Raw genomic sequence first — 25957 nt, forward strand, 5'->3', positions numbered from 1 at the left:
TTGCCGGCACCAGTGGAAAACTACACCGACGACGTGGTCGGCAACCGGGTCCTGGTCGGCCTGCAGACCGTACACATCTCGCGGTTGTCCATGCATCCGATCCCGATCAGCGCGGCCAGCCTGATCGCGGTCGCCGGCCAGGGACCGAAGGACTCCAACGGTGCCGGCAAATCCTCGCTGATCGGCTCGGCCAGCTTCATCCACGCCGACGACCAGTGGCGCTTCAACTCCGGCGCCACCTCGGCGCTGGACCTGCTGTTCACCGCCGAGGACGCCGGCCAGGAAGGCCGCTGGGCCGACGCCAAACACGGCTACATCATCGGAGTTTTCGCCGATCCACAAGCCGATACGCTGTCCGCACTGCAGGAATCCGCGCTGACGGTGTGGATCAGGATCGACCGCGAGCACAGTCCGCACGTCGTCTTCCGGTGGACCGACGGCCTGCGGCTGCCGGTCGGCCGCAGCGAGGCCGACCGGGAGAAATCGGCCGACGAAACCTGGGCCACGCTGGCAAAACGTGGCCGGCGGCGCAACGACCTGTCGGCCCGCGAGATGCCGCGTGTGCTGTTCGGCGATCACGTACGGTGTGTCTCTTTTCTTTCCACGTCCGTACGTGCAAGCGCCACCGCCAATCTTCTGGCGCAGCCGCTCAACGATCTGCCGGCACACCGAATTTTCTCCGCCATCGCCGCACTGACCGGCCTGGACCGAGAGATCGAGCAGGAGCGCGTCGGCCGCATTCGCGAGCACGAGGAGCGTCGCAAGGTCGCGCGCGCTGAGGAACTCCTTGCCGAGTGGGAAGAACACGCGCGTGCGATCGAGCGCAGCATCGACGACCGCGATGCCGCGCGTGCGTCCGTGCTGGAAGCCGAGCGGTCGTGGCGTTCGCGGGTCGCGGTCGCCGTCACCAAGGCGCATGACGACAAGCAGAGCCTCGACTTCGCGGTCGAGCGGCTGACCGACGAGATGACCGAGAAGAAGGAGAAGATCCGCGAGCTTTCCGCGCAGATCAACGAGGTCTCCAACGACGACGAGTTCCAGCAGAAGCAGCGCCTGGTCATGGAGACCCATCGCGGGCTGGCCGGCCGCGAGCGCTATCTGGAAGGCGAGCTGGCGCGGCGCGACGACCGTATCGAGCAGGACCAGAAAAAGGCCGACACGCTGCAGGAAGTCGCGCGTGACGCGGACGGCCGCGAGGAAAAGGCCGCGATGGCCGAGCTGGAGTCGGCCGTCGCCGCGCAGCAGGAGGCGGTCAAAGCCTGTGGTGTGGCGGAAAACCGGCTGGCGGCCGCCGGCGTACGGTTGACCTCGGCGGAGGCCGGTGAGGACCTGGCCCAGGAGGAGCTGTCGCTGCTCGCGGCGGCTGGCATCGAGGCGGTCGCGGTCGCCGACGCGGTGAGTGTTTCCGAGGAACAGCGGGCGAAATGGGAACCGATCCTCGCGCCATACCGGCAGGCAGTCGTGGTCGGTGCCGACGACGCGGAGGGCGCCGCTCGCGCGTTGAACGCGTTGCCGGGCTCGGTGATCGTGCCGGCGCACGCGGCCAAAGGCCGCAAACCCAAGGACCTGCCGGGAAACGCCGACTCGCGCTTCGACATTTCCGGTTTCCTCGCTGCGCTGTCCGGGGCGTACGAGCTGGCCGGCGATCCGTCGCGGGTGATCGAAAGCTCCAGTGGCGCGGTGATCGTCGGCGGCTTCTCGGAGCCGACGACCGGCCGCGCGCAGCGGATCGCGCGTGCCGAGTTCGAGCTCGAAAACCAGCGCGATCTGTTGGTGGTGGCCGAAGAACGTAAGCGCGAGGCCGATGTCCTGGTACGCGACGCCGAGCGCCGGCTGACCGGCGCACGTGCCGCCGAGGAGGTCGCCGCGATCCGCGAGGCGATCGAGACCAACCGGCTGGAGCGCGAGAAGATCGCCGCCGAGCTGACCGAGGTGCAGACGCGGCTCGACGTGGCGGCACGCGAGCGCGACAAGATGGTCGGTGACGCGGCCACCCGCAACGGCATCATCGACAACCTGCTCAAGGAACGCGACCGGCTTTCCCAGGACGTCAGCAAGATGCAGGACCAGCGTACGGAGCTGGAGGCACAGCGCGGTGGTTCGGCACTGCCGGAGTTGCTGGCCGAGTGGGGGCACGGTCTCGACGAGGCGAAGGCGTACGTGCTGGGACTCGACGAGGCGCAGCAGTCCTGGAGCGAGAACGACTGGTGGCTGGAGGCCGACCGGCACATGTCCGCCGCCATCTCCAAATGCTTCCCCGACCGCGAATCCGACTCGGTGCCCAGCGAGCTGCGCAATCTTTTCCAGCAATATCACGGTCACGGCGCCGGTCGGGCCATGCAGGCTCGGCAGGCGTTTCCGGCGCTGCGCGCCGCGGTCGCCGGTTACCTGCGACAGCAGGAAAGTTTCGACGGCCACCAGCGTACGCAGATCAGCGGCGAGCGCGCCGACCGGCACAAGGACCTAGCCGGTGCGCGGCTCGGTCACGAGCAGGCGAGCCAGGCGGCCGGCGCATACCGGTCGTCGCTGGCCGACGCGATCAAGAACCGGCTCAAGCTGGTGTCCGACGAGTTCGACCGGATCGACCGGAAATACGGCGGATACGGCGCGTCGCTGCACTATCCGGTGCCGGAGGCGCCGGCCGATCCGACGCAGCCGTGGACCTGGGAAGTGACGCCGATGTGGCGCCGCGCCGAGGGAAAACGGCTGATCGCCTACAACCGGCGGGGCAACACCGCGCAGATGGACGAAAAAGCGGTGAAACTCGTGTGCGCGGCCGCGATGGCCGGCGCGCAGGACCGGCCGCTGACGCTGATTTTGGACGAGCTGGGCCGAAATCTCGGCAAGCAGCACCGGCGTGAGGCGGTCTCGCTGCTCGGCCAGATCGGCGCCGACAGCGGCATCACGGTGATCGGCGCGCTGCAGGACGACATGGAACGCTATGCGATCGACGCCTGCGGCCAGTACATCAAGCTGCGGCGCAGCTCGGATTCCATGCCGTACAACGAACAGCCGGTGATCATCGGTTACGAGCCGAGGGCCGCTCGAGTCGAGTTGCTGCGCGGCTGGCTGACCGGCAACGGCTACGTGGAAACCGAGGAATCCGCATAGCCAGCGGCACGGCGGTTGCCATGCCGCTGGCTTTTGCGATCAGTGAGACGGAACGGCGGCCGGCGTCCAGCCGCGGTAGGTCGCGTTCCAGCCGGCGACATTGCGGTAGTAGTCGTATCCGCCGCCGGCCTTGGTGACATGGCCGATCGCACCGTTCACGCTGCTGGCGTAAAAGCCGCCGGCTCCATCGGAAATGCCGACGTGGCCGTACGCGCCGACATCCCAGTAGACGAAAGCGCCGAGCGGCGGGCTGTAGTTGCCGGGGTGCTGCGGAGCGCCGTTCCAGTGTGCGTTGGCCGAGGCCCACACGCCGGTCGTGCCGTACGCGTTTTCGACCGCTTTCTCGCAATAACCCTGCCAACCGGTGGAACCGTTGTGCGCCTGGAACCACTGGACGGCTCCCGACGGGGTGCCGTCGCCAGCGGCGTCAGGAGCGGCGACAACGGCCGCGATCGAGGTGTGTGCATCGGCCGCGACTGGCGCGGTCGTGACGGCCGCGGCGGTCAATGCGAGGATCGCGGCGACTTTGACGAGTCTCTCGGTGAGAGCGGACATGGCGCGACACCTTCCGGTCGGCGGGGATGACCGTCATCACGGTCGGGGAGCAAAGTTACCCATCGCCGATAAAGCCGGCAAGATCTCTTCATCCGACAAAAGCTGATATTTCGAGCCATGAAGTAATTGTCATACGATGTAAAGCGTGAAAATGTAGCCGGCGTGTACTTCTCGTCGCCGGCAAGCTTGGTCATCTGCGCGAACGTAGTTCCGTAACTGTGCATCTCGGCTGATGGCGACCGTGGATGTATGTCCGTTGTATGTCCTGATCCGATACTTCGCCTCATGAGTACTGATTCAAGGCTCCGCGATCGTCGTCGACTGGTCGGTGGCATCGCCGCTTTCCTGGTGATGGTGGGACTCCTGGCGATGGCTGCCAGCCCGTCCGCTGCCGCGGTCCAATCCGCAACCGTCCGCGCGGACATCGTCAACATCGCCAGCGGCGAGCTCGGCGTCGGTGAGAACCCGCCAGGCAGCAACTGCACCAAATACGGCCCGTGCGAGGCCTGGTGCGCGCTCTTCGCGACCTGGGTGTGGCAACATGCCGGCATCGGCATTCCGACGTACGCCTTCACCGGCGACATTTACACCTGGGGACAACGAAAAGGCCGCGCGCACTCGACCGACACCGGGATGCAGCCGGGTGACATCGTGCTCTATGGCACCGGCCCACAGAACACGGACACCAGCCTGCACACCGGCATCGTGGTGGCGGTCGGGACCGGCACGATCACGACGGTCGAAGGAAACTCCGACAACCAGGTCGAAAAGCACGGCCCGTTCGACCCGACCCACGCCAGGGACGCCGGCCGGCCCGGCAACATCTACGGCTGGGTCTCCGCCACCTGACCGCCAACTGCTGCCGGCCGGCGTACGGCGTCACCCGCGGTTGGATGCAGGCGTACGGCCGTCACGCCGGCCAGCAGCGCGATCGCCGCCAGGACAACGAAAGCGACCGCGTACGCGGCCGGGCCGGCGACCAGGTGACCGAGCTGCAGGGCGACCGCGGCCACCGCGACGCCAAGACCGGCGGCGGTCTGCTGAGCCGTGGCGGACAGCGCGTTGGCGTCACGCAGGTCGTCCGGCGGCGTGTCGCTGAAGGCGATCGTCGAATAGCCAGTGAGGCCGACGGAGCGCGCGACACCGCTCAGCAGCGCGACAGCGGCGATCACCACCAGCGGCGTGTCGGCGGTGAACCAGGCACACGCCACGACAGTCGCGGCCAGAGCGATGGCCGAGCCGGTCAGCAGGCGGCGAAATCCCAGGCGATTGAGCAGAAACGTCGTGGCTGGCTTGATGGCGAGGTTGCCGACGAAGACAAACAGCACGACCGCACCGGATTTTACCGGCGACCAACCAAAAACGTCCTGGAACAGCAGTGGCAGCAGAAACGGTAGGGCGCCGCAGGTGATCCAGAACAGCGAGCCACCGGTCACCGACGTGCGGAAGGTGGCGACGCGGAGCGTACGCAGGTTGACCAGCGGCGCCGGCGTACGCAGCAGATGCCAGCCGGCGACGCCGCCGGCGACAACCGTGACGACAAGGAAAACGACAACGGTCGGCGTCGGACCGGACTCTGACACCAGATGCGCCGCGTACGTGAGGCTGCCGAGCGAGCCACCGACCAGCGCGACGCCGAGCCAGTCGAGTCGCGGTGGTCGCGAGCCGGCGCCGGCGTCGATCAGCCGCCAGGCCACCGCGTACGCGACGACACCGAGCGGCACGTTGACCAGAAACATCCATCGCCAGTCCGCGTACGTCGTGATGAGGCCGCCGAGCAGCGGCGCGACGACCGGCGCGAGCAGACCCGGCCACACGACGTACGACATGACGCGCGGGATGTCCGGCTTGGCGGTGTTGGACAGCACGACCAGGCGGCCGACCGGCACCATCATCGCGCCAGCGGCGCCTTGCGCGATCCGCATGGCGACCAGCTGACCGAGATCCCGCGTCAGCGCGCATGCCAGCGACGCGAGCGTGAACAACGCGATGGCGGTGAGGAAGACGCGGCGCGCGCCGAAGCGTGCGGTGAGCCAGCCGCTGAGCGGGATGAGGACGGCGAGCGTGACAAGGTAGGCGGTGATGACCAGGCCGATCGCGGTCGGCGCCACGCGCAGCGCGCCCCCCATCTGCGGAGCTGCCGTCGACACGATCGTGCCGTCGAGGATTTCCATGAAGAAGCACGCCGCGACCAGCAGCGCGGTCGCGCGGTGGCGAGAGTCGATTGCCATGGCACCAGCCTGGCTGACAGGATTGCTGCACACCAGTTCCGATTAGACAACCCAAGATTGCGTCCGATGCAACTGCCAGATCTCAACCTGCTGCCGGCGCTCGACGCGCTGCTGCGCGAGGAGAGCGTCACCGGCGCTGCCGCGCAGCTCAACGTGTCCGCGTCCGCGATGAGCCGCACACTTGGCCGGTTACGCCGAGCCGTCGGCGACCCGCTGCTCGTACCAGCCGGTCGCGGTCTCACGCTCACACCCCACGCGCGCGAGCTGCGGCCGCGAGTCGAGGCCGCTCTGGCCTCGGCGCTCGGTGCGCTGCGACCGCAGCCCGCGACGGATTTGTCCAGCGTACGCAGGGATTTCGCGGTCCGGACCAGCGACGGCGTTGCGGTCGTGATCGGTCCGTCGCTGGTCGCGGCCGCGACGCGTGAGGCGCCGGGGATCCGGCTGCGGATCCTGCCGGAAGGCGACGAGGACCCGGCCGATCTGCGCGACCGCGTCGATCTCGACATCGGCGCGCTCGGCGACCTGCCGCCGGACATACGCACGCAGGCATTCGGTGGCGGCCACGGCTACGTGGCGGTGGCGCGGGCCGGCGCGGCCTACGCGACGGAGCCGCTCACGATGGCGGATTTCGTGGCGATTCCGCACGTCACCGTGTCCAGGCGCGGCCGCACGCACAGTGTGGTCGACGAGCGGCTCGCCGACGCGGGTCTGCGCCGGCGGGTGCTCGCGACCGTGCCGACCGCCAGCGCGGCCTGCTTTTTCGCCTTGCGGGCCGAGGTTTTCGCGCTCCTGCCGGACGTGATCGCGCGGCACGCGGCGACCGCGATGCCGCTGGCCCTGCTGGCGATCCCGCTCGACCTGCCGCCGGTGCGGATCGGCCAGGCCTGGCACGCACGCCACGACCGCGATCCGGCGCACCAGTGGTTGCGCGAGCAGGTCGCCGCGATCGCGGCCTAGGGTTTGTTTCGAAACAGACCCTAGATCTTTCGCTGCCAGGCGTCGATAACCATGACCGTACGCATGCCGACGCTGGTGTAGAGCGCGAGCGCCGGCGTCACGTTGTTGCTGTCGACGTGCAGGATCGTGCCGACCCGGCCGGCCGCGGCGTCGGCGGCGATCGCGGTGGTCAGCAGGAGCCGGCCGAGGCCCCGGCCGCGATACGCGGGACGTACGCCGATCGTCGCCACATATCCGCAGTTTTCGTCCGGCACGAAGTTGTTGTCGCTGATCACCAGCGCCGCCGGCTCGCCGTCGACGTGCGCGACGAGCGTACGCGACCAGTCGTTCACGCTTTGCGTGTCGTGGCGTTGGAACCAGTGTTCGTACGTGACCGGCACGAATCCGAAGTGTGCGGCGAAACTTTCCTGGTGGATCAGGTGCGCCTCGCGCCGGAGCTCGTCGGTGACGGCCGGATGCAGCGTCATGCCGGCCGGCAGTCGCGGCGCGGCGACCGGTCCGTCGAAGTCGACGCGCAGCCGGTGATAGCTGGTGGCCTGGGTGAATCCGTACGAGGAAACCTCCGCCCGCTTGGCCTCGTCGACGCGATAGACGTCGGTGTCCAGCGTGGCGCCGGAAAACCCCATCTCGGCGACCATTTCCTCGGCTCTGCCAAGGACTTTCGACCAGATCAGCTTGCGGACGTCGTCGTCGGCGCCTGGCCGTACGGTGAGGCCGATGAGAAACAGGTCGCTGGTCTGACCTTTGCTGCCAATGCTCGCATAGGCCTGCAGCCGGCCGTGGTCGTCACGGACCAGCCACCAGTTGCGTCGCAGGTCCTGGCCGGGATCGGCCAGCTCGTCGCGAATGTTGTCGAGCGTCAGGTCCGGCGCGCCGACGACGCTCGTGTCGTACGCGGCGACCAGGTCGTGGATCTCCGCCGCGTCGTCGAGCGTCGGTCGGCTGATCGGAAATGCGTCCATACCGTTGAGTGTGCTGAGCCGGCTCCGCCGGCGCATCCGAATTGACGTGCGACGGTCAAGCGTGGTCCCTACACTGACGCGGTGGCGTATGAAGTGGTGACGACGGGGGACCGGCCGGACCTGGATCCGGGTGCCGCGTTTCGGGACGGTTGGCCGGAATTCATCTTCCACGACCGGATCGCCGCCGAGTTCACCGAGCGCGTCGGAAACTACTTTCCGCAGTTTGACATCCTGTTGCTGGGCGACGGCGAGATCGTCGCCGGCGGTTGGGGTGTGCCGATCGCCTGGTCCGGCGAGATCCTGGCCGGCGGCTACGACGCCGCGCTCGCGCTTTCGGTCACCGGCCACGAAAACGACACCGAGCCGGACACCTTCTGTGTGATGGCCGCGGCCGTACGCGCCGACCAGCGAGGTGCCGGCCTGGCCGGTCGTGTGCTGACGGCGCTGCGCGAGCGTGCGGTCGCCGCCGGGCTGTCGAAAGTCATCGCACCGGTCCGCCCGACGCTGAAGACGCGCTATCCGCTGACGCCGATGGCACGCTTTGCCGAGTGGACCCGCGAGGACGGCCTGCACGTCGACGGCTGGATCCGTACGCACCAGCGGCTCGGCGCCACCATCGTCGGGCCGGCGCCGCGGTCGATGGAGATCGCCGGATCCGTTGCGGAGTGGGAATCCTGGGCCGGGATGCGGTTTCCCGACTCCGGCTCGTACGTCGTTCCGGACGCGCTCGACCTGGTGGTGATCGACCGCGAGGCCGACACCGGCACGTATGTGGAGCCAAACCTATGGATGCGCCACCGCTAAGGCGTGGTGGCCTCGACCATTGGGTGACAGCAACGAAAAACGTGCTCGCCGGCGCCGTTCACCGAGTCGACCTCCATCGCGGGCATCTCGCCGGCGCAGGTGTCGTCGGCGCGCCAGCAGCGCGTACGGAAAGGACAACCGCTCGGCGGATGGGTCGCCGACGGCACCGGACCGCTCAGCGGAATTGGCTCAAGCGGCGCCAGGAGGCCAGGTGTGGCCGAGAAAAGCGCCCGCGTGTACGGATGGCGGGCCTGGTCGGGCACCGAGCCGGCCGGTGCCACCTCGACGATCCGACCCAGATACATCGTGACCACCCGGTCGCTCATCCGCCGTACGGTCTGGATGTCGTGTGACACGAACAAAAGCGCCAGTCCGAGCTGTTGCTTGAGATCCAGCAGCAGGTTGAGAATCTGCGCGCGTACGGACACGTCCAATGCGCTCGTCGGCTCGTCGGCGACAAGCAGCGACGGCTGCAACGCGAGCGCACGCGCTATCGCCACGCGTTGTCGCTGACCGCCGGACAGTTGTCCCGGCAACAAATCCGCGACGCTGGACGGCAGGCCGACCTGACCGATCAGGTCGCGTACGCGCGCATCGCGCTCGCGTGCCGACCCTCGACCGTGCACGTCCAGCGGATCGCGCAGGATGAGCCGGACCGGCAACCGCCGGTTCAGCGCGGTCGACGGATCCTGGAAAACCATCCCGGTCGTCGATCCGATGAGCTTGCGGCGAGCACCGGACGGCATCGTCCACACGTCTTTTTCGCCGAACCATACGGATCCGGAGGTCGGCGCCTGCAGACCGACCAGCACCTTGGCCAAAGTGGACTTGCCGCAGCCGGACTCGCCAACGACACCAACGGTTTCGCCGGCCGCGATGGTGAGATCGGCGCCGGTGAGCGCGCACACACGGGCGCGGCCGAACAGTCCGCCGGAGCGTGCTTTGTGCACGACGTGTACGTCGCGCAGGTCGACCAGCGTCATGACGTCTCCTTCCCGCCGACCGCGACCGGCGACGCCGGATGGTGGCACGCGGTCTCGTGACCGACCGGACCGGACAGCGGTGGCGCCTGCGTCGTACAGATCTCCGAGGCCATCGGACAGCGGTCGGCAAACCGGCAGCCGGACGGAAAGTCGGCCGGCGACGGCACGACACCGCGGATCTGCGTGAGGCGCTCGGCCCCGGATTCCAGCGACAGCACCGATCCGAGCAGGCCGCGTGCGTAATGATGAGCCGGTGCACCGACAAGCTCGGACGTGACACCGGTTTCCACTATCTGGCCGCCATACATCACCGCGATCCGGTCGGTGACATCGGCGACCAGCGCCAGGTCGTGCGAGACCAGGATCAGCGCGAAGCCGAGCTCGGCGCGCAACCGCAGCAAAAGCTGGATGACCTGCGCCTGGATCGTCACGTCCAGCGCGGTGGTCGGTTCGTCGGCGATGATCAGCCTGGGGTCGCGCGAGAGGGCCATGGCGATCAGGACTCGCTGCCGCTGGCCACCGGAAAGTTCGTGCGGATACGAGGAAAGCGTACGCGCCGGGTCCAGCCCGACCAGCTCCAGCAGCTCGGTCGCACCGCGCTTACCGCCGCGTCGCACGACCTGTTTCAGCTGTGCGCGTACGGTCATCGCCGGGTTCAGCGCGGACAGCGCGTCCTGGTAGACGATCGCCATCTGGTGGCCGAGCAGCTTCCGGCGCGCACCACGTGACAGCTTCAACAAATCGTTGCCGGCAAAGCGGATCTCGCCGCGTACGCGTGCCTCGCGCGGCTGCAGACCCATCACCGTCAAGGCGGTCAGCGACTTGCCGCAGCCGGACTCGCCGACGAGCCCGAGGACTTCGCCGGGTCGTACCGAAAACGAGATGCCGTCGACGATGTCCACTCCGTCGTGGCGGGTTTCGAAGCCGATGGCCAGGTCGCGTACGTCCAGGATCGGGTCACCAGCCGGCAACGGGCGCGCACGTTCGGCGAGTCGTTCGGCCGCCTCAGCCAAGCCTGGCAGCTCGATCATTTCCCCTGGCTCGAAAGCCATTGCCGCAGCCGAACGTTTTGCCGTGCTCGTACGCGATGACGGCGCCGACCACGCGTCGGAGATCCCCTCGGAGAGAATGTTGAGCGCCAGCACGGTGACCAGGATGAGCAGCCCGGGGAAGACAGTGGCCCACCAACCGCCGAGCTGCACGAGGTTTTTGCCGTCGGCGATGACGCTTCCCCAGGACGGCTCCGGCGGACGTACGCCGGCGCCGATGAAAGACAGCGACGCCTCGAAAACGATGGCGTCGGCGACCATCACCGTGGCGAACACCAAAATCGGTGCCGCGCAGTTGATCGCCACGTGCCGCAGCAGGATGCGAGGCGTACGTGCGCCGATCACCCGCTCGGCGGCGACGTAGTCCTCGCCATACTGCGCAAGGACGTTCGCGCGTACGACGCGGGCGATCGACGGCATGTAAAGGAAACCGATCGCCGCCACCAACACCGGGATGCTGCCGCCGAACACCGCCACCAGCACGGCAGCCAGTGCGATGCCGGGAAACGCCATGACGACGTCGAGCACGCGCATGATCGTTTCGTCCAGCCAACGCGCCGACGTTGCCGCCACGGCACCGATAATCGCGCCGACGACGAGCGCGACACCGGTGGCGCCGAGGCCGATGATCAGCGACCAGCGCGCGCCGTACATGAGCCGGCTGAGAATGTCGCGGTTGGCGCTGTCCAGCCCCATCCAGTGGCTCGCCGACGGCCCGCCGCCGCGAGTTTCCTGCACCAGCGGCGAATGCGGTGCCAACAGCGGCGCGAAGATCGCGACGACCACCACGACGGCGATGATCGCCAACGCCACGGCCGACATCGGCGACAACCGCCGGAAGGAAATGCCGGGCCGGGTCAGCCGCTCGGCCAGTTTGCGGCGCATCAGGTCGCGCTCCTCAGCCGCGGATTTACCAGCAGATACAGTACATCGACCAGCAGGTTGACCACGACGAAGCCAACCGCGATGGTGAGCACGACGCCCTGTACGACCGCCGGATCGCCATTGGTCACCGCGTCGATCATCAGCTTCCCCATCCCTGGCAACGAAAAGATCGTCTCGATGACGACCGCGCCACCGAGCAGATAGCCGATTCGCAGTCCGAGCACGGTCAACGGTGTGATCAGCGCGTTGCGCAGGACGTTCCGGCCGACCACGACGATCGGCGGCAGGCCGCTGCCGATGGCCGTACGCACGTAGTCCTTGTCGAGCTCCTCGACCATCGAGGTGCGGATGATCCGGGTCAGCTGCGCGGCGACCGGCAGCGACAACGACACCGCCGGCAACGTCATCGACTGCAGCCAGCCGACCACCGAGTCACCAGGATTGACATAGCCGCTGGTCGGAAAAACACCCCAACCGACCGCCAGCCACTGGATGAGCAACAATGCGATCCAGAACGCCGGTGCGGCGACACCGCACAGCGACACGACCCGGATCAGCTGGTCGGGCCAGAGATCCCGGAAGATGGCCGCGGCGATGCCCAGCACCAGAGCCAAAACCACGCCGATCAGCAGACCAAGCAAAGTCAGCTGCATGGTGAGCGGCAGCGCGGTCATGACCGAGTCGAGCACCGACGCCTTGGTCAGCACGCTCGTCCCCATGTCACCGTGCAGCAGGTCACCGACAAACCTGAGGTAGCGCAGCGGCAACGGATCCAGCAGGTGGTTTTCCACCTGGAACTGGTGAATCTGTGCCGCTGTTGGGTTGGTGCCCTGGAAGTACGCGTATTCCGGCTTGTTGCTGGAAAACCGCATGACAACGAAGACGAACAGGATGATCCCGAGCAGCAGCGGGATCAGTGTCAGCAACCGGCGTACGAGCAGCCGGACGACCATGGCCATCGGTCAGCTCCGCTTGGCCTGCAGCAGGTTGATGCCGGGATAGCCCTGCGCGCGTACGCCGGTCACCTGCTTCGGGTTCCACGCGGTCATCAGCTCGGTGTGCACGACCGGATAGAGCACCGCGTGCTGGGCGATCAGGTCGATGTAGTGGTGCGTCAGTGCCTTTTTCCGCGCCGGATCCGGATCCTGCGTGGCGCGGTCCATCAGTGCGAAGAGTGCTTTGGCTTCCGGACTGGCATCCCACTTGGTGTATTTCATCCAGACGCCGCCTTGCGTGTAGTTGTAACGCAGGATCAGATCGGCGTCCATGCCGAACTGGTTGGGGTTGGAGGCGGCGGCGACGACCTGGTAGCTCTGCGACTGGTCCATCTTCGTGAACAGCGCGCTGGTGTCCTGTGGTTGCAACGAAGTCTTGACGCCGATGGCGTTCCACGAGTTGGCGATCGTCGGCAGGCAGTCGACGATCCAGCTCACGTTGACGGCCATCAACGTGACCGACAGGCTGGTCACGCCGGCCGCGGCCAGCAACGCCTTGGCCTTGGCCGGATCGTACGAATAGACCGTGCTGGCCTTCGCGTACGACGGATTCTGCTCGTTGAGGAAGCTGGTCGCTGCCGCGCCGTGTCCCTTGAGCGCCACCTCGATCATCTTTTTCGTGTCGATGGCATAGAAAAGCGCTTGTCGTACCCGCTCGTCGTTGAACGGCTTGGCTCCGGTGTTGAACATCAGGAACATGTGGTTCATGCCTTTGGCGCCGTCGACCGTCAAACCGCCGCCGCGCAGCTGTTCGATGTTGGCGTAGGGGATGTTGTCGGAAATCTGCGCCTGTGCGTGCGAGCCGGAGATCTTCGCGACGCGCGCCGATGCGTCCACAATGGACAGCCAGTTCATTTTCTTGATCTGCGGCTTGCGCGGACCGTTGTAGTCGGCGAACGCCTCGAAGGTCGTGTTGGACTTCGGATGATGCGCGGTCTGCTTGTACGGTCCGGATCCGACCGCCTTGCCGCCTTTGGCGGCGTCCCAGCCGCCGGCCACGCCGAAGACGTGCTTTGGCAGGATCTTCGCGATCGTGAGGCGGGGGAGTGCATCGGGAAACGGAAACTTGAACAGCAGCTCGACGCTGGTGGTGTCGACCTTGCGTACTTCCTTGAGCCAGGAACGGAAAAACGAGCCGGTCAGCGTCTGCGCGGCCGGGTCGAGGATGCGTTGGAAGGTGAACACCACATCGTCGGTCGTGACCGGCTGGCCGTCATGCCATTTCGCGCCGGAGCGCAAGGTGAACTTCCACGTCGTCGCGGACGTGTCGGCCGGCAGCGCGGTGGCGAGCGCCGGATAGGGCTCGCGGGTCACCGGGTCGGTGTCGACGAGGCCTTCGTAGATGTGTTGCATCGCGGCCATCGTGAAGGCCGAGGCCGTCATCGTCGGGTCCCAGCTCTGGTCGTTGCCATAGCCGATGACCGCGGTGAGCAGGTCCTGGCCACCGTCACCGGCCGAGATGGTGGAGGCCGGACCGGTGCAGGCGCTGACCGTCGCGGTGATCGCGGCGGCCGCGCCGAGGGTCCCGCTGTAGCGCAGGAAGTCGCGTCGGCTGACGGTGGTCGGGACTGACACGGTGTTCTCCTTCGTGACGATCTGCCGCCTTCGTCCATCGGATGTCCCACATCCCATGTCCAAGGGTTAGGGTGGAGGCTAGGACCGGTCGTCGCCAGCGGTCAAGGGGAGGTTTCCGGAAGATGATGACGCTTTTTGACCGCTGCGTACGGATATGACCGCCTCGCGCCGGCCGCGGATCGGCCGCGCCGCCGAGGTCCAGGAGGCGGTCAAGGAGATCATCCTGGCCCGCGGCCTGGTCGCCGGCGACCCGCTGCCGACCGAGTTCGAGCTGATGGACGAGCTCGGCGCCGGCCGCAACTCGGTACGCGAGGCGCTGAAAGCGCTGCAGGCGGTCGGCATCGTTGAGATCCGGCACGGTTTTGGCATGTTCGTCGGTCGGATGACGCTCAGTGGCCTGGTCGACGAGCTGGCCTTTCACAGCCGCATGACGCTTGCCGACGGCTGCGACGAGCTCGGTCACCTCATGGAGGTGCGGGAGCTGCTGGAGATCGGGCTCGTGCAGCGCCTCGTCGAGGAGCGCGCCGACCTCACGCCAGCCACCGAGATCATCGCGCAGATGACCGCCGAGGCGCGGGCCGGCGCCGTATCGGCGCAGACCGACCGGCGGTTTCACGAGGTGCTCTATCGCCCGCTCGGCAACCCTCTGGTCGTACGGCTGCTCAGCGCTTTTTGGGATGTGTACGCGCAACTGCGCGACCAGCTTGGTGACGCGGACGAGTCGGCTGAGGACGTCGTACGCCGTCACCGCGACATCCTCGACGCGGTCGCGTCCGGCGATGGAGCCGGTGCGGCGGCCGCGATGCGCGCTCATTTCGATGGCGTACGCGCGCGGCTGGTCCGCCTTCGCCAGTCGGGACCCGTCCCCGGTGAGCTGTAAGACGATGACCGGATGAGATGGTTTCGGCGCGATGGTGGCCAGGCAGACCGTGACGCCGCCGCGAAGAAGGAGTTCGAGCGCGGAAAACGCGAGCTTGAGGCGGGCCGATTCGAGGCCGCGGTGGCCACCTTCCGGCGCGTCGTGGCATTGACGCCGGACTCGCCGAACTCCCAGTTTCTGCTCGGCGTCGCGTTGTACAAGGCCGGCGACTCAGCCGGTGCGGTCGAGCCGCTTCGCAGATGCGTCGCGATGCGGCCGGACCACGCGGAGGCGCACCTCGTGCTCGGCGGGTCCTTCGGCCGGTTGGAAGACTATGACCAGGCGGACGTACATCTGGCCAAGGCGGCGTCACTGGGCAACCTGCAGGCGCGGGAGCGGCTGGCCAAGGTGGGCGCCGACTTCTGCCGCAAATGCGCCGCGCCGGCCAAGTTCTCGGCCGGCGACACTGACGCGGACGTGGTTGTCGCGCACTTCGGGATGGGCCTGAGGTGCGCGAGCTGCCACGCCGTCCTGTGCGGGCGGTGTGCGTCCGGCGGCCACGAGGGCCCGATGCTGCGTACGTGTCCGGATTGTGGCGGCCGGCTGGACTGGCTGTCCGGCTGACTTCGCACCCTGTCCGGCGGATGCGGACAGCGGGAAGAAGGTGACCTGCAGGTCATCCCGCCGGCTTCGGCGCCATCCTGTTGCCGGGTTTCAACTGTCTGCGTGGAAATAACCTGACCTGCCTGTCGGCCGTTTTTCGAACGGGCGGACGCGGCTGCTGGTGTGCAGAAGTTGGCGATGATGGCGGAGTTGGCGGCGCGTCGGATGGCCGAGGAAGTGCCATTGGCCCTGAGTCGCAACGGCAGCGTTGCTTACCCGGTCGCCCGAGCTTGGAGGCTCTGCGTGGACGCTCAGACCTGTCCGGCTGGGCCGCCTACGGTTAGTGCGCTGCGCACTCCCGATGGTTCTGGGGCCTGCGGCTCTACCTGGTGTGCACCCCGACTGGGTCGCCGATCCTGTGGGCGCTGACCAACCCCAAGATCGGTGAACGCGAGGTCTTGACCGCGATGCTGGAAGCCGATGCCGCCGTGATCGAATCGGCCAACGACACTCTCAAAGGCCAACTCGACCTCGACGAACACGCCGGGCGGACCTGCCAAGGCGTCGCCATCCGCGTCGCACAACGCATCCTGGCCATGGCCGCCGCCATCTGGCGCAACCACCACACCGGCGCTCCCATCACCCGATCACTGATCGCCTACGACCACTGATGGGGAATCACGCGTCTAGGCCGCGTGCTGGCCGGCGCCCATCGCCTCGACTTCGCATTGTTGGCGCGCCCACCCTGGACAAAATCGATGACATCGTTCGCGGCCTTGGACCGCTGCCCGAGATCATCGCCGTGCGCCTGAAGGCCGAACGACCGGAGCGAGGCCGCCTCCGGGCCTCCACGGTCTGATCATCACGCAGGCTGGCTCGACTACCTGTCAGGAATGTGGCCGCCAACGTAGCGCCGAGCATCCTCTTGGCGGAGGGGCGTACGTGGCTGAGGTATCTGCGTCCATCGGCGATCGTATGAGCGCCGGTCGCTAGATTTTCAGCAGGACCTTGCCCACGTTCGTGCGCTGCTCCAGCGCCGTGTGCGCCTCGGATGCCTTCTCCAGCGGATAGACGCGGTCGATGACCGGCGCGAACCGGCCGGCGGCGGCGTCGGCGAACATCTGACGGGTCAGCTGTCCGCTCTGCTCCGGCGTCACCTGCGCGTCCTGGATGCCCATAACGTGCAAACCGCGGCGCTGCGCGTCGGCCGGGTCCGGCAGGGTGAACGAGCCGGCGGCGGTCCCGTAGCCGACGAACCGGCCGCCGTCCGCGACGACCGAGAAAGCGGCCTGGCCGTACGCTCCGCCGGCGCCGTCGAGCACCAGATCCGGCCGGCTGACGCCGTCGGTCCAGTCGGCTTCTGAATAGTCGACGGCCAGATCGGCACCCCCTTTTCGGACCATCTCCAGCTTCGCGTCGCCGCGAGCAGCGCCGATCACGCGCGCGCCGGCCGCCTTGGCGAGCTGGACGAACAGGATGCCCAGACCGCCGGCCGCCGCGGTGATCAGTACGGTTTCGTTGGCGCGGAAGGAAACCTTCGACATCAGAGCGTACGCGGTCACGCCGTCGTGCAGCAGCGCCGCGGCGTCGCGCGTCGCGAGGCCTGGCGGGATCTCCGCGAGCATCGCCGTGTCGATGACGGCCTTTTCGGCGTATCCGGCGAAATTCTTCGTTCGGCCGCCGACCGGCCGGCCGATCAGGGCCGGGTCTTCGGCGGCGACGACCGTGCCGGCGACGGCGCCGCCGGGGACATACGGTGGCCGGATGGGGAAGTAGTCCCGGCCCGCACCGGAGCGCAGGCGGGCGTCGAGGAGGATGACATCCGCGAAGGCGGTCTGCACGAGGACTTCGCCGGGTCCGGCGACCGGCTCCGGCAGGTCGGCCGGCGCCAGCACCTCGGGTCCGCCGAAGGTCGCGATCTGTATGGCACGCATGAGACCAGCGTTCAACCTCAACTACGGTTGATGTCAACAGGCACTACGATCAAGGCGTGCCAGAGCAGCCAACAGTCGTCCTTGTCGGGACGTTGGACACGAAGGGGTCCGAGTACGCGTTTGTGCGGCGGCGACTCGCCGACGCGGGCGTGGCCACGCTGGTCGTGGACACCGGCGTGCTCGGCGAGCCGGCGATCGAGGCGGACGTGAGCCGCGCCGAAGTGGCAGTGGCCGGTGGCGCCGACCTCGCATCGCTGGTCGAGGCAGGCGACCGCGGCGCGGCCGTCGCGGCGATGGCCGAAGGCGCCGCCGTCGTGGTCCAACGGTTGTACGCAGAAGGCCGGTGCGCCGGCGCTCTGGCGCTGGGCGGCACCGGCGGCACCTCGTTGGCGGCTCGCGCGTTCGCCGATTTGCCTTTGGGTTTGCCGAAAGTCATCGTGTCGACAGCGGCGTCTGGCGACACCAGCGCATACGTCGGCGAGTCGGACCTGATCCTCATCCCGAGCGTCACCGACGTGGCCGGCGTCAACCGGATTTCGGCGCGGATCCTGGCAAACGCGGCGGCCGCGGTGGCCGGCATGGTGGCGGCTCCGGCGCCACAGGTCGACGACGCGAAGCCGTTGATCGGCGCCAGCATGTTCGGCGTGACGACGCCGTGTGTCACGGAAGCGCGGCGGTTGCTGGAAAATCTCGGCTACGAGGTGCTGGTGTTCCACATGACCGGCACCGGTGGTCGCACGCTCGAGCGGTTGATCGCGGACGGTTGGCTCGCCGGTGTGTTGGACGTGACCACCACGGAGCTGGCCGATGAGCTGGTCGGCGGCGTGTTTTCCGCCGGGCCGGCGCGACTCACCGCCGCCGCAGCGGCCGGCGTGCCGCAGGTGGTGTCGGTCGGCGCACTCGACATGGTCAACTTCGGGCCGAAAGACACCGTGCCGGCGCGGTTCGCCGACCGGAATCTCTACGTGCACAACGCAAGCGTGACGCTGATGCGTACGACCGCGCAGGAGTGCGCTGAGTTGGGGCGCCGGGTCGCGACGCGGCTGGCCGGCAGCGGCGCGACGATTTTCCTGCCGTTGGGCGGAGTTTCGGCGATCGCGACGCCAGGCGGTCCGTTTCACGATGCCGCCGCCGACCAGGCGTTGTTCGACGCGATACGGTCCACAGTGGACGACACGATCGAGGTCGTGGAGCGGCCGGAGGACGTCAATGATCCGGCGTTTGCCGCGGCGATGGTCGACAGGTTGCACGCTCAGGTGAGGAAATAGGCATGCCACGGATCGCGCGCAAGGATATCTTGTCGAGTCTACGCGCCAAAATCGCCGCTGGCCGGCGGATCGTCGGCGGTGGCGCCGGCACCGGCCTGTCGGCGAAATGCGAGGAGGCCGGCGGCATCGACCTGATCGTCATCTACAACTCCGGCCGCTATCGGATGGCCGGTCGCGGCTCGCTGGCCGGCCTGCTCGCCTACGGCAACGCCAACCAGATCGTCGTCGACATGGCCGCCGAAGTGCTGCCGGTCGTCCGGCACACGCCGGTGCTCGCCGGCGTGAACGGCACGGACCCGTTCTATCAGCCGGACATCTTCCTCGACGAGCTGGCGCGGCTCGGTTTCTCCGGTGTGCAGAACTTCCCGACCGTCGGCCTGATCGACGGCACTTTCCGTGCCAACCTTGAGGAAACCGGGATGTCCTACCAGCTAGAGGTCGACATGATCCGGCGAGCCGCCGAGCACGACCTGCTGACCACACCGTACGTTTTCAGCGCCGACGACGCGATCGCCATGACCGAGGCGGGTGCCGACATCATCGTCTGCCACATGGGGCTGACGACCGGCGGCAGCATCGGCGCCGACACCGCGCGTACGCTCGACGATTCGGTCGCGCTGATCACCGAGTGGTCGGCGGCGGCCCGAGAGACACGCGACGACATTATCGTGCTCTGCCACGGCGGTCCGATCTCCGAGCCGGAGGATGCCGCGTACGTGCTGAAAAACGCCACCGGGGTGGACGGTTTCTATGGCGCGTCCTCGATGGAACGGCTGCCGACCGAGCGCGCGATGATCGCCCAGACCAAGGCCTTCACCGAGATTCAGTAGACGCCGTGCGTCTCCCGGCGCACCGGGCCGGGGAGACGTTGGCCGCGTGGCGCGCCCAACGCGCGAGAGATCGCACGGGCGGTCGCGACGACGGCCGGCGCGAGCGCATACGGATCGGTTTGTGCCGGCACGACAACGGAAACCGCGGCCACGACCCGGTCGTCGCGGCCGAAGACCGGAGCCGCCACCGACAACGCCGCCAGCTCGATCGCACCGTCGCTGATGGCGAAACCACGCAACCGGATGTCGGCGAGTGTCCGGCGCAGCTCAGGCTCCGTGCACAGGGTTTTGCTGGTATATCGACGCAACGGCTTGGCCAGCACCTGCTCCTGCAGGTCCGGCGAGGCGTGTGCCAGCAGCACCTGGCCGACACCGGTGGCATGCACCGGAAGGCGGCCGCCGACGCGAGAGACGACGTGTACGGCGTTGCGGCTGGAAATCCGCTCCAGATAGACGACATCGTGACCGTCGACCACGGCCAGCTGCACATGATGGTGCGTGACCTCATAAAGATCCTCCAGGTAGGGGATCGCGGTCTGCCGCAACCGCATGCCGTGCGGCGCCAGCGACGCGATTTCCCACAGCCGCAGGCCGATCCGATAACGTCCGTCCGGATCGCGTTCGAGCAGGCCACCGGCGGCCAGCTCGGCGACCAGCCGATGAGTGGTGGTCAGCGGCAGTCCGCTGTGCCGGCTGATGTCCGACAGCGTACGCACCGGACTGGCCTCGGAGAAGGTGTCCAGGATGGCGATCAGTCGCGCCGACACGCTGGCCGGTTCGGTCGTACGCGCCGGCATCAGGAATCCGTCCAGCCGGCCGCCTCGGTGACCGGCCGCTGCTGTGTCGGCGGCGGCTCGACCGCGCGCCGCTCGTATTGCGTCGACAGCACGATATGCGTGCTCAGCTCCCCGTGCTCACCCAGTTTTTCCAGGAATCCCTCGAAATGCCGGAGTCCGCTCGCGCGCACCTTGAGGATCGAGCAGGACTCGCCGGACAGCTTGTGGATCTCGGTGATCTCCGGAAAATCCTCGGCGCGACCGGTGCGCAGCAGGCAGCGGCCGTGGGTGCAGCGCATCCGGATGAACGCGGTCAACGGCAGGCCGGCGCGAGCCGGGTCAACTTTTGCCTGATAGCCGGTGATGACGCCGGCGTCCTCCAGCCGCCGCACTCGCTCGGCGACCGCCGGCGAGGACAGGTTGACCAGCCGGCTGAGCTGGTTGTACGAGAGCCGGCCGTCCTTCTGCAGCTCGGCCAGGATGCGCCAGTCGACGTCGTCGAGCGGCCGATCCAGCTGGAAAGTCATGTCGCCCAAACTCCTTCCGTCCGGCAACCAGCCTAGCCGGAATGCCTTTCGTTCGCGCTTCAGTCGACCGCCGCCAGTTTTTAGTCTGTACGCATGAAAACATCAGTCGATCAGCGGCGGTCCTTCGCCGCCTTGTTCACCGGTGCGGTGCTGGTCAGCGCCGCGATGACGGCCGGCAGCGTGGCCGCGACGCTGGTTTTCGCCGATCTCGTCGGGCCGGCCTGGGGTGGCGTGCCGAACGCGGCAGCGGTCGCCGGCACGGCAGTCGGAGCACTCCTGCTCACCGGCCTCGCCACTCGGCGTGGCCGGCGGTTCGGCCTGATCAGCGGATACGCGACCGGGGCCGTCGGCGGCCTGACCGCGCTGGCAAGTGTCGTGGCCAACCTGCCGGTCGCGCTGTTGCTCGGCATGTTCCTGCTGGGGATCGGAAACGGCGGAATGCAGCTGTCCCGCTACGCCGCCGCGGAGTGGTTTTCCGGCGGTCGTAAGGGTTTCGTGATGGGTGCGATCGTCTGGGCCGGCACCATCGGGGCCGTCGGTGCGCCGTTGTTGCTGGAACCGATGGGAAAGGTCGCCATGTCGGTTGGCGGGCGGATGCTCGACGGTGCGTACGCGCTGGCCGCGGTGGCGATGGTCGCGTCGGTGCTGGCCGCCGCGGTCGTCGCGCGCCGGCCACCACCGGCCGAGCGGATCGCGTTTTTCGGGTCCGGTGAACCGATCCGAGCGCTGCTGCGGCGACCGGACATCCGGGTCGCGGCCGGCAGCATGGTGGTCGCGCAGCTGGTGATGGTCGCGATCATGACCGCGGCTCCGGTCGACATGCACGAACACGGTCACGGTTTGGCGGCCGTTGGCATGGTTCTGAGCCTGCACACGCTCGGGATGTTCGCGCTGGCCCCGATTTCTGGTTGGTTGACCGACCGGTTCGGCGGCCGGCGGGTGATCGCCGGCAGTGTCGTGACGCTGGCGGCCTCCGCGCTTTTCGTGCTCAGCAGCAGCGCGTACGGCTGGCCGGGTTTGCCGATCGCGTTGTTCCTGCTCGGATACGGCTGGAATCTGGCCGTCGTCGGCGGCAGCGGCCTGCTCGTACGCGAGCTGCCAGAGGCCGCGCAGACGCGCGCGCAGGGCCTGGTGGAGGCCACCTCGTGGGGCGCGGCGACGGTGGCCACGATCGCCTCCACAGCCGCGCTGTCGGCCGGCGGATATCTGTTGCTGGCACCGCTGGCCGGCGTGTTCGTGGTGATACCGGTGGTGTTGTTGGTTTCGGCAGGTCGAAAAGTCGTCCAGCTTACCGAAAGCGAACGCTGATCGGCGTTGGCAAAAGGCACAAAAGTCGGCTCCGGCGGCCGCGAAGGCCACCGGCGTACGGCCGAACGGCGGAGCTCTCCGGCTGTTTCGGTGACGCGACAGGGACCGCGGCACGGTGATGATGGAGTCGTGCGAGTCGTGCAGGTTTGGTGGAACGGGATGCTAGAGCCCGATTCGCGGTGGCTTCAGCTGGTTGAGGAAGCCGGCCGGTGGGGTGTCCGGCTGAGCGCGACAGGCGGGGTGGAGCGAGACGAGCTGGGTCTGTGGATCTCACGTGACGAAGGCGAAGCGCGGCGCCGGCTGGACTACCTGTTGGAGGTCTGCCCGGCGCCGGACGGCTGGCGGTTGACGGTGGAAAACACCAAATCGGGGTGAAGCACCCGGCACATCGTCCGAACGGACAGCGGCGCCGAGGCCAAGGACCCGTCGCAGGCAAGGCATTGCACCCTGCTGGGCACGCGGATTTTTCCCTAGCGTCAGGGGATCGGGTGTCGTGAGGGAGACGAGATGCTGGGGGAGCAAGCCGCTGGGGGGTCGGTAGTGGTGGCGGTCGACTCGTCCGCTCACCAGCTGCAGGCGGTGGCCTGGGGGGCACTCGAGGCGGCCAGCCGGGGCATGGCGCTCCGGCTGGTCCGCAGCTTCGTGCCGGAGCCGCTGCGTACGCCGCTCGGCGCGGATTCCTTTGCCGACGGCCACATAGCCCGAGCGGCGCGTAGGCTGTTGGCCAACGCCGCCGCGTACGCGCATGCCGTGGCGCCGTCCGTACGCGTGTCGGCGACGCTGCCGGCCGGTTCCGCGACCCGGCAGTTTGCCAGCGCCGTCGGCAAGCCCGCGCTGGTCGTGGTCGGTCACACCGACGGCGACCGGCTCGGCGGCTCGCCTTTCGGCTCGACCGGGATGGCGTTGATCGGCTGCACGACGTGTCCGATGGCCGTCGTACGCACGAGCATCGGCTGGGACCGGTCGGCGCAGGCACCGGTCGTGCTGTCCCTCGGCGATGAATATCCACCGCCTGTCAACGAAGACGTGTTGGAATATGCCTTCCTTGCCGCCGAGCGGCGGAAAGTTCCTGTCGTCGCGGTGGAAGCCGGGGAAAACTACGAGACGACCGCGATCCTGCGGACGGTTTCCGAGCGTTTCCCGGACATCAAGGTGTGCCGGCACATCGTCGGAGAGCACACCAGCCGCGCTCTTGTCGACTGGACAAGGGATGCGCAGCTTCTGGTGCTCGGCTCTCATCCCGATGAGGGTGTCGGTGAGCTGGCGCCGGGATCGGCGGCGCGTACGGCCGTCGATTTCGCGCGATGTCCGGTCGTGCTGGTCCGGCCACGGCCGGCCGAGGTGACCGACGCCGGCGACGTGTCGTTGGCGCCACGTAACATTATGCGCTGAAGAGATATAAATATGGCCTGTCGGTAAAATCGGTCTGGCTGTTCGGACGGACATTGTCGCCGCCACGGTGGACTGATCGCGGCCAAGGCTGCGTCGACCGCCGGAGCCTGCCACACTGTCATCGGCGCTGGCAGGATTTCGAGGCGGGTAACCATGAACGTCCCACCTTTGGTGGACGCGATCACCGAGATCGCCGGTGAAACGCGCCTTCCTGACCTTTTGCGCCGGGTCGTGAGCACCGCGCCGGCGATGGTGCCGGCGTCGTACGCGGCGCTGGAAGTGCTCGGGCCGGACGGAGATGTCGCCGACGTCATCCGCGTCGACGACGTGCGTACGCGGTCGTTGCCGGCGTCCCTTTTCGGCGTACCGGTGCCGGGCAGGGACGGGGTTTTCGGCACGCTTTATCTGGATCGCGAGCCCGACGAGGTCACCCCGGCCGAGGCGGAAATCCTCGCCGCGTACGCGAAAGCCGCCGGCGCGGCCATCGGTTTCGCGCAGGACCGCGAAGATCTCTGGCGCCGGGAGCAATGGCTCGACGCTTCGCACCGCGTCACCGCCGCGTTGCTGACCGGCGAAGGCGCGATGGCCGCGATGCGGATCATCGCCGAGCGAGCCAGGCTGGTCACCGGTGCGCCGGCGGCGGCGATTTCCCGGCCGCTGCCGGACGATCGTTCTCAGTTGGTGTTCGAGGTGGTCGATGCCGGCGACATCCGCGGCGGCCCGGTCGCCGGCATCACCGTGCCGGTCGAGACGACCGCGACCGGATACGCGTTCACGCACGCCAAACGCGTGGTCGTACGCGACTACGGAAAACACGTGCTGGTGGACAAACTCAGTCCACAGCTGCTGAAGCTGGTCAGTCAGCTGGATTCCGCGGTGTGCATTCCGCTGATGGTCGGTGCCGAGCCGATGGGTGTGCTGACGGTGGCGCGATACGTCGGCGATGTGCCGTTCACCGAGCATGAGGCGGATCTGGCGGAAATGTTCGCCAACGACGCGGCGCTGGCGGTCGAGTTCGCGCGCGCCGAGGACGACCGCCGTCGGCTCGCGGTGCTGGAGGACCGCGACCGGATCGCACGCGACCTGCACGATCTGGTCGTGCAGCGGCTGTTCGCGATTGGACTGGGGCTGGAGGGCCTGAGCCGGATGATCGTACGTCCGGAGATGGCGGCCAGGATGACCGGCTTCGTCAGGGACATCGACCGCACCATGGACGACCTGCGCGCGAGCATCTACAGCCTGCGGGAGTCGGTGCGGCGGCCCAGCAGTTTCCGGTCGGAGATGCTGCGCGCCGGCCTGGAGGCGGCGACCGCGCTCGGTTTCGAGCCACGGATCGACTTCGACGGGCCGGTCGACTCGGTCGTGCCGGCAGACCTGCGCGCCGATGCCATCGCGGTGCTGCGCGAGGCACTGTCCAATGTGGCCAGACACGCCGCGGCCAGCTCGGTGCTGGTGGAGATTTCCGTTGATCGCGGCGGACATCGGCTGACCATGGTGGTGGACGACAACGGCGAGGGCATAGCCGAGGACCGCAACCGCAGCAGTGGCCTGAGCAATCTGCGCGACCGGGCCGCGCGGCACGACGGCGATTTCTCGGCGTCCCGGGTGCCGGCCGGCGGCACCCGGCTGGTGTGGACCGCACGGATTCTCGGGGGACAGGCATGACGATCTCGGTTTTCCTGCTCGACGACCACGACGTCGTACGGACCGGCCTGCGGATGGTGCTGGAGGCGACCGACGACCTGCGGGTCACCGGTGAGGCCGGCACGGCCGCCGAGGCGCTCGCGCGGATCCCGGCCGTAAGGCCGGACGTCGCGATCCTGGACGTACAGCTGCCGGACGGCCTCGGCATCACGGTGTGCCGCGACATCCGCTCCAGCATCGACCCACCGCCGGCCTGCCTGATGCTGACCGCGTATTCCGACGACGACGCCCTCTTCGGTGCCATCATGGCCGGAGCGGCCGGCTATATCCTGAAAAAGGTGTCTGGCAACGACCTCGTCTCGGCCGTACGCACCGTCGCCAATGGCGGTTCCCTGCTGGACGCCCACCTGACCACCTCGGTGCTGCGCATGCTGCGTGGTGAGGACGGCCCGGCCGACCCGCGTTACGACCTGCTCAGTCCGCAGGAACGCCGGGTGCTGGACCTGATCGCCGCCGGACTGAGCAACCGGCAGATCGGCGCGCAGTTGCATTTGGCTGAGAAAACCGTGAAAAACTACGTCTCGTCGCTGTTGCACAAGCTCGGGTTCGCGCGGCGCACCGAGGCCGCCGTGTACGCGACGCGACTGCACGGCTCGCGCCACGGCGAGCTTGGGGTTTAGAGGTCACTCCCCTAAATGCGCGGCCTCTT

23 protein-coding genes and 1 pseudogene are annotated in these 25957 nt (G+C 67.8%); 14 read left to right on the forward strand and 10 right to left on the reverse strand.

The window, feature by feature from the left end:
• Positions 1-3111, forward strand: coding sequence for a coiled-coil domain-containing protein (locus GNX95_RS03900; RefSeq protein ID WP_163505772.1), 3111 nt, complete (start codon positions 1-3; stop codon positions 3109-3111).
• Between the two features lie 39 nt (positions 3112-3150).
• Here the strand turns inward: GNX95_RS03900 and GNX95_RS03905 are convergent, their stop codons facing one another.
• Positions 3151-3666 (reverse strand): CHAP domain-containing protein, encoded by a 516-nt coding sequence (locus GNX95_RS03905; RefSeq protein WP_163505773.1) that lies wholly within the window; start codon positions 3664-3666, stop codon positions 3151-3153.
• A gap of 285 nt (positions 3667-3951) precedes the next feature.
• Between GNX95_RS03905 and GNX95_RS03910 the strand changes: the two genes are divergently transcribed.
• Positions 3952-4515, forward strand: a complete 564-nt coding sequence (locus GNX95_RS03910; protein WP_163505774.1) for a CHAP domain-containing protein — start codon at positions 3952-3954, stop codon at positions 4513-4515.
• Here GNX95_RS03910 and GNX95_RS03915 read toward each other — a convergent pair.
• Entirely contained in the window at positions 4491-5897 is a 1407-nt protein-coding gene (locus tag GNX95_RS03915; RefSeq protein ID WP_163505775.1) for an MFS transporter, read from the reverse strand. The genes GNX95_RS03910 and GNX95_RS03915 overlap by 25 nt on opposite strands.
• A 66-nt stretch (positions 5898-5963) precedes the next feature.
• Between GNX95_RS03915 and GNX95_RS03920 the strand changes: the two genes are divergently transcribed.
• A complete protein-coding gene (locus GNX95_RS03920; protein WP_163505776.1) occupies positions 5964-6854 on the forward strand; it encodes a LysR family transcriptional regulator in 891 nt (296 codons plus the stop codon).
• Positions 6855-6874: 20 nt separating this feature from the next.
• On the opposite strand, the gene GNX95_RS03925 is transcribed toward GNX95_RS03920, so the two are convergent.
• Entirely contained in the window at positions 6875-7816 is a 942-nt protein-coding gene (locus tag GNX95_RS03925; protein ID WP_163505777.1) for a GNAT family N-acetyltransferase, read from the reverse strand.
• 81 nt (positions 7817-7897) lie between these two features.
• Here GNX95_RS03925 and GNX95_RS03930 point away from each other — a divergent pair, with 81 nt between their 5' ends.
• Complete coding sequence (locus tag GNX95_RS03930) at positions 7898-8620, forward strand: GNAT family protein (protein ID WP_163505778.1); 723 nt, start codon at positions 7898-7900, stop codon at positions 8618-8620.
• Here GNX95_RS03930 and GNX95_RS03935 read toward each other — a convergent pair.
• The 4 genes from GNX95_RS03935 to GNX95_RS03950 are packed head-to-tail and all read right to left on the reverse strand — an operon-like array spanning position 8617 to position 14107.
• Positions 8617-9603: an oligopeptide/dipeptide ABC transporter ATP-binding protein gene (locus tag GNX95_RS03935; protein WP_163505779.1), complete on the reverse strand. Its 987-nt coding sequence runs from the start codon at positions 9601-9603 to the stop codon at positions 8617-8619. The two genes, GNX95_RS03930 and GNX95_RS03935, sit on opposite strands and share 4 nt — an antisense overlap.
• Positions 9600-11537: a dipeptide/oligopeptide/nickel ABC transporter permease/ATP-binding protein gene (locus GNX95_RS03940; RefSeq protein ID WP_163505780.1), complete on the reverse strand. Its 1938-nt coding sequence runs from the start codon at positions 11535-11537 to the stop codon at positions 9600-9602. The genes GNX95_RS03935 and GNX95_RS03940 overlap by 4 nt, the downstream gene beginning before the upstream one ends.
• A complete protein-coding gene (locus tag GNX95_RS03945; RefSeq protein WP_163505781.1) occupies positions 11537-12496 on the reverse strand; it encodes an ABC transporter permease in 960 nt (319 codons plus the stop codon). Before GNX95_RS03945 ends, GNX95_RS03940 begins: the two co-directional genes overlap by 1 nt.
• 3 nt (positions 12497-12499) lie before the next feature.
• Entirely contained in the window at positions 12500-14107 is a 1608-nt protein-coding gene (locus tag GNX95_RS03950; protein WP_246281501.1) for an ABC transporter substrate-binding protein, read from the reverse strand.
• 154 nt (positions 14108-14261) lie between these two features.
• Between GNX95_RS03950 and GNX95_RS03955 the strand changes: the two genes are divergently transcribed.
• The 3 genes and pseudogenes from GNX95_RS03955 to GNX95_RS44175 form a co-directional block, all read left to right on the forward strand.
• A complete protein-coding gene (locus GNX95_RS03955) occupies positions 14262-14987 on the forward strand; it encodes a FadR/GntR family transcriptional regulator (RefSeq protein ID WP_163505783.1) in 726 nt (241 codons plus the stop codon).
• 12 nt (positions 14988-14999) lie between these two features.
• Positions 15000-15590, forward strand: coding sequence for a tetratricopeptide repeat protein (locus tag GNX95_RS03960; RefSeq protein ID WP_163505784.1), 591 nt, complete (start codon positions 15000-15002; stop codon positions 15588-15590).
• 287 nt (positions 15591-15877) lie between these two features.
• Positions 15878-16240 (forward strand): annotated as a pseudogene (locus GNX95_RS44175) (transposase family protein); the annotation flags it as partial.
• A 318-nt stretch (positions 16241-16558) separates the two neighbouring features.
• On the opposite strand, the gene GNX95_RS03970 reads toward GNX95_RS44175, so the two are convergent.
• Complete coding sequence (locus GNX95_RS03970; protein ID WP_163505785.1) at positions 16559-17503, reverse strand: zinc-binding dehydrogenase; 945 nt, start codon at positions 17501-17503, stop codon at positions 16559-16561.
• A 56-nt stretch (positions 17504-17559) separates the two neighbouring features.
• Here GNX95_RS03970 and GNX95_RS03975 point away from each other — a divergent pair, with 56 nt between their 5' ends.
• Both GNX95_RS03975 and GNX95_RS03980 read left to right on the forward strand, forming a co-directional pair.
• On the forward strand, positions 17560-18771 hold the full coding sequence (locus tag GNX95_RS03975; protein ID WP_163505786.1) for a Tm-1-like ATP-binding domain-containing protein: 1212 nt from the start codon (positions 17560-17562) through the stop codon (positions 18769-18771).
• A 2-nt stretch (positions 18772-18773) separates the two neighbouring features.
• Complete coding sequence (locus tag GNX95_RS03980) at positions 18774-19601, forward strand: phosphoenolpyruvate hydrolase family protein (protein ID WP_163505787.1); 828 nt, start codon at positions 18774-18776, stop codon at positions 19599-19601.
• On the opposite strand, the gene GNX95_RS03985 is transcribed toward GNX95_RS03980, so the two are convergent.
• Both GNX95_RS03985 and GNX95_RS03990 read right to left on the reverse strand, forming a co-directional pair.
• Positions 19595-20398 (reverse strand): IclR family transcriptional regulator, encoded by an 804-nt coding sequence (locus tag GNX95_RS03985; protein ID WP_163505788.1) that lies wholly within the window; start codon positions 20396-20398, stop codon positions 19595-19597. The genes GNX95_RS03980 and GNX95_RS03985 overlap by 7 nt on opposite strands.
• Entirely contained in the window at positions 20398-20904 is a 507-nt protein-coding gene (locus GNX95_RS03990; protein ID WP_163505789.1) for an Lrp/AsnC family transcriptional regulator, read from the reverse strand. Before GNX95_RS03990 ends, GNX95_RS03985 begins: the two co-directional genes overlap by 1 nt.
• 93 nt (positions 20905-20997) lie before the next feature.
• On the opposite strand from GNX95_RS03990, the gene GNX95_RS03995 reads away from it, so the two are divergent.
• The 5 genes from GNX95_RS03995 (at position 20998) to GNX95_RS04015 (ending at position 25928) form a co-directional block, all read left to right on the forward strand.
• Positions 20998-22212 carry an MFS transporter gene (locus tag GNX95_RS03995; RefSeq protein WP_163505790.1) on the forward strand — a complete coding sequence of 405 codons (1215 nt, stop codon included), beginning with the start codon at positions 20998-21000 and terminating at the stop codon, positions 22210-22212.
• Between the two features lie 159 nt (positions 22213-22371).
• The gene (locus tag GNX95_RS04000; protein ID WP_163505791.1) at positions 22372-22587 is read left to right on the forward strand and encodes a hypothetical protein; all 216 of its coding nucleotides are present in this window, start codon (positions 22372-22374) and stop codon (positions 22585-22587) included.
• Positions 22588-22719: 132 nt separating this feature from the next.
• Complete coding sequence (locus GNX95_RS04005) at positions 22720-23604, forward strand: universal stress protein (RefSeq protein WP_163505792.1); 885 nt, start codon at positions 22720-22722, stop codon at positions 23602-23604.
• 153 nt (positions 23605-23757) lie between these two features.
• Positions 23758-25269 carry a GAF domain-containing sensor histidine kinase gene (locus GNX95_RS04010; protein WP_163505793.1) on the forward strand — a complete coding sequence of 504 codons (1512 nt, stop codon included), beginning with the start codon at positions 23758-23760 and terminating at the stop codon, positions 25267-25269.
• The gene (locus GNX95_RS04015) at positions 25266-25928 is read left to right on the forward strand and encodes a response regulator (protein ID WP_163505794.1); all 663 of its coding nucleotides are present in this window, start codon (positions 25266-25268) and stop codon (positions 25926-25928) included. Before GNX95_RS04010 ends, GNX95_RS04015 begins: the two co-directional genes overlap by 4 nt.
• Positions 25929-25957: the final 29 nt, after the last annotated feature.

The sequence above is a fragment of the Fodinicola acaciae genome (assembly GCF_010993745.1).
Classification (GTDB): Bacteria; Actinomycetota; Actinomycetes; order Mycobacteriales; family HKI-0501; genus Fodinicola; species Fodinicola acaciae.